At 71.4% G+C, this 238-nt stretch carries 1 pseudogene; it reads left to right on the top strand.

Annotation, left to right across the window (positions count from 1 at the left end):
• Positions 1–238, top strand: a pseudogene (locus OO70_RS50990) (Rv2578c family radical SAM protein); the annotation flags it as partial.

Here is a 238-nt window from a genome sequence, read left to right on the forward strand (position 1 = left end):
GACCGGGCACGGCATCGACGTCGGCGTCCTGATGGCCCCGGTGATCCCCTTCCTGAGCGACCACCCGGCCCAACTGCGCGCCACCGTAAGGGCAATAGCGGCTTCAGGGGCCACCTCGGTGACTCCCCTGGTGCTGCATCTGCGGCCCGGCGCCCGCGAGTGGTTCACGGCCTGGCTCGGCCAGCACCACCCACACCTGGTACGCCGCTACGAGCGGCTGTACGCCGAGGGCGCGTAC

This window comes from Streptomyces xylophagus, assembly GCF_000716435.1.
GTDB lineage: Bacteria > Actinomycetota > Actinomycetes > Streptomycetales > Streptomycetaceae > Streptomyces > Streptomyces xylophagus.